The sequence below is a fragment of the Stieleria sp. genome (assembly GCF_041595215.1).
GTDB lineage: Bacteria > Planctomycetota > Planctomycetia > Pirellulales > Pirellulaceae > Stieleria > Stieleria magnilauensis.
Genome location: NZ_JBFHKV010001207.1, coordinates 1 through 2,363 on the forward strand (window position 1 = coordinate 1; position 2,363 = coordinate 2,363).

Consider the following 2,363-nt stretch of genomic DNA (forward strand, 5'->3'; position numbering starts at 1 on the left):
GATTCCAAATTTCGATCGGCGACCAAACGGTCCCGTTCATCTGCGATCTGGAGTATGAACCGTTTCTCGAAGCCTTTCCGGACGTCCCACAAACCGACCTGCAACTGGCGATTCGACGATCTTTAGAAGTGTTTTGCGATCAAGTCCAGCGAGGTTGGTTGACGGCCTCCGACGTTACGGGCGAGTCATTGCGGTAGGTGCCGTTGGATTGCGTTTGGAAATGCATTTCCCCGGTAGCGGTTCAAGCCGCTTGCTTGGCCGCGGGCGTGAGATAGGGGAACAGGTGCAGCCGCTTGGTGGATTGGTTTTCCAGATTCCGGCAAAACGCAGCCGGACTGAGGTGAGATTCGTAGTAGTCGATCACGCCGCGCCGCAGTTTGATGATTTGGCGTTCGTCCATGGTTTCGATTCGTGCCGCGGCGCGACGCAAACCGTCGATGCCTTGGTAGGTGATGCAATTCTCACCATCGCTTAACGGCGGCGTGAACAACGAGTCGTACTCCAGCACCGGGATCGTGCCGACGGCGATGGCTTCGATCGCGTTATGAGAAAGCGGGTAATCGCATCCGGGGGCGGCCAGAAAAAAATCCGACTGTGCGAGCAATCCCAGCCACCGACTCGCATCGGGACGATAGACCGCGTTATCGATCATGACGAACGATTCGTGGCGTTGTCGCTGTGCCGATTCGAGCTGTTCGTCGCAATCGATCCAGAGCGTGGAGTCGTAGAAGTACCGATTGACTTCGTGGACCACGCGGTGCCGTTCAACGGGCTGCAGCCGCGTGTATTTATTGATCCGGCGATAAGACGCTTCGGAACAGTGCCCCCCAAAAAAAATCCGCCAGACCCGGGCACGACTCCGGTAGTCTTCGAAGCGTTGATCCTCGCCATGATCCCAGATGGCCGGAAAAAAACTGTAGGGCATCGCCAGATCACCCGGCTGCAGCGGTTTTTGAGTGCCGGTCAGGACCGGCAGCGTTCGTCGTGCGTAGCGATGCGCCGCGGCGCCGTCGGACAGACAGAGATCAAAGGGACAAAAATCCGCAGGCAGTTGGTCTTCGAAGAACGGGCGGGTTTGCGATAACGCGTTCGCTTTGAAGGTGCGATGGCCGGTTTGCAAGAAGGCCAGACGGGGGACCATCGACAATTCATAGCCGCCTCGCCGCAGCAGCATCACCAAGGCGTGAAATCGCCGCCCCTGCTCGCCGTCGCTGGCGATCCGTCGCAGGTCCAGCAAACAACGCCGCGTTGCGTCCGGCCGCGATGTCGCAACCGCGTCACCGCCTGTCCGCTCGCTCCAACTGTCAAACACACGTTTGCAATGGGCATAGCGCCACAGCCAACGGTGCTGTTTGAAGGACCGTTCGAGCGTGAGACCGAAATGACGCAGGTTCACCAAAGGTCTGGGCATGCTGGGTGGGGGACGAAAACGTGTTAAGATCTGCAGCGATCGTTGCCGCACGGCCCGATCCGTCGAGATCTTGCCGCGACGGCGCGATCCTACTGACCAGCAGCGATCGATCGCTAGGTCAGGTCAATTCGAGACACCCAATGGAGCCAACCGGGATTCACTGTGAAGACAATCGTTACCAAAACGCCGTCCGACATGGGACGGTACACTGCCGAACATGCCGCCCAAGACCTTCGAGATGCCATCAAAGAAAATGGAGAGGCCTATCTGATTGTGGCCACCGGTGCATCACAGTTTGAAGTTCTCGCGCATCTGGTCGCGCAGGACGACATCGATTGGAGCCGCGTGCACGGATTTCACTTGGACGAATACATCGGGATCGGCCGCGACCACCCGGCATCGTTTTGCGGTTACTTGAAAGAACGCTTTGTCGACAAGGTTCCTCTCGCGTCGTTCCACTATTTGAGCGGCGACACCGACGCGACCGAGACGGTCCGTCAGGCAGCCACCAAAGTCGCTTCCGTCACCGTCGACGTGGCATTGGTCGGAATCGGTGAGAACGGCCACCTGGCGTTCAACGATCCGCCGGCGGACTTTGAGACCGATTCGCCGTACTTGATCGTCGAATTGGATCATGAGTGTCGCATGCAGCAGGTCGGCGAGGGCTGGTTCGGTTCCTTGGACGAGGTCCCGACCCACGCGATCAGCATGTCGATCCAACAGATTTTGAAAACGAAAAAAATCTACTGCAGCGTGCCCGATGAGCGCAAGGCGGCTGCGGTCCGCGACACGTTGTGCGGTCCGATCACCCCCGATGTCCCCGCCAGCATCCTGAGGAACCACTCGGGGACGACGTTGATCATCGACGACGCCGCGGCGAGCAAGATTCCCGAGGACGTCAAAGCAACGCTGGAGCGAGTCGAATGAGCGGTTTTGTTGATTTGCAGGTCAA

3 protein-coding genes are annotated in these 2,363 nt (G+C 58.4%); 2 read left to right on the plus strand and 1 reads right to left on the minus strand.

All coding sequences use genetic code 11. The annotated features are described in order from the left end of the window. Positions 1 to 197 (plus strand): hypothetical protein (locus tag ABX749_RS29735; RefSeq protein ID WP_372899228.1); only part of this gene is annotated, 197 nt, incomplete at its 5' end. Positions 198 to 241: 44 nt separating this feature from the next. Here the strand turns inward: ABX749_RS29735 and ABX749_RS29740 are convergent. After that, positions 242 to 1,411 (minus strand): hypothetical protein, encoded by a 1,170-nt coding sequence (locus ABX749_RS29740; protein WP_372899229.1) that lies wholly within the window; start codon positions 1,409 to 1,411, stop codon positions 242 to 244. A gap of 162 nt (positions 1,412 to 1,573) precedes the next feature. Here ABX749_RS29740 and ABX749_RS29745 point away from each other — a divergent pair, with 162 nt between their 5' ends. Further along, positions 1,574 to 2,338: a glucosamine-6-phosphate deaminase gene (locus tag ABX749_RS29745; protein ID WP_372899230.1), complete on the plus strand. Its 765-nt coding sequence runs from the start codon at positions 1,574 to 1,576 to the stop codon at positions 2,336 to 2,338. The last annotated feature ends 25 nt before the right edge of the window (positions 2,339 to 2,363 follow it).

Bases quoted from the DNA above. Each gene is read 5' to 3' on its own strand.
- ABX749_RS29740 (WP_372899229.1), bottom strand. From the start codon at position 1,411: ATGCCCAGACCTTTGGTGAACCTGCGTCATTTCGGTCTCACGCTCGAA.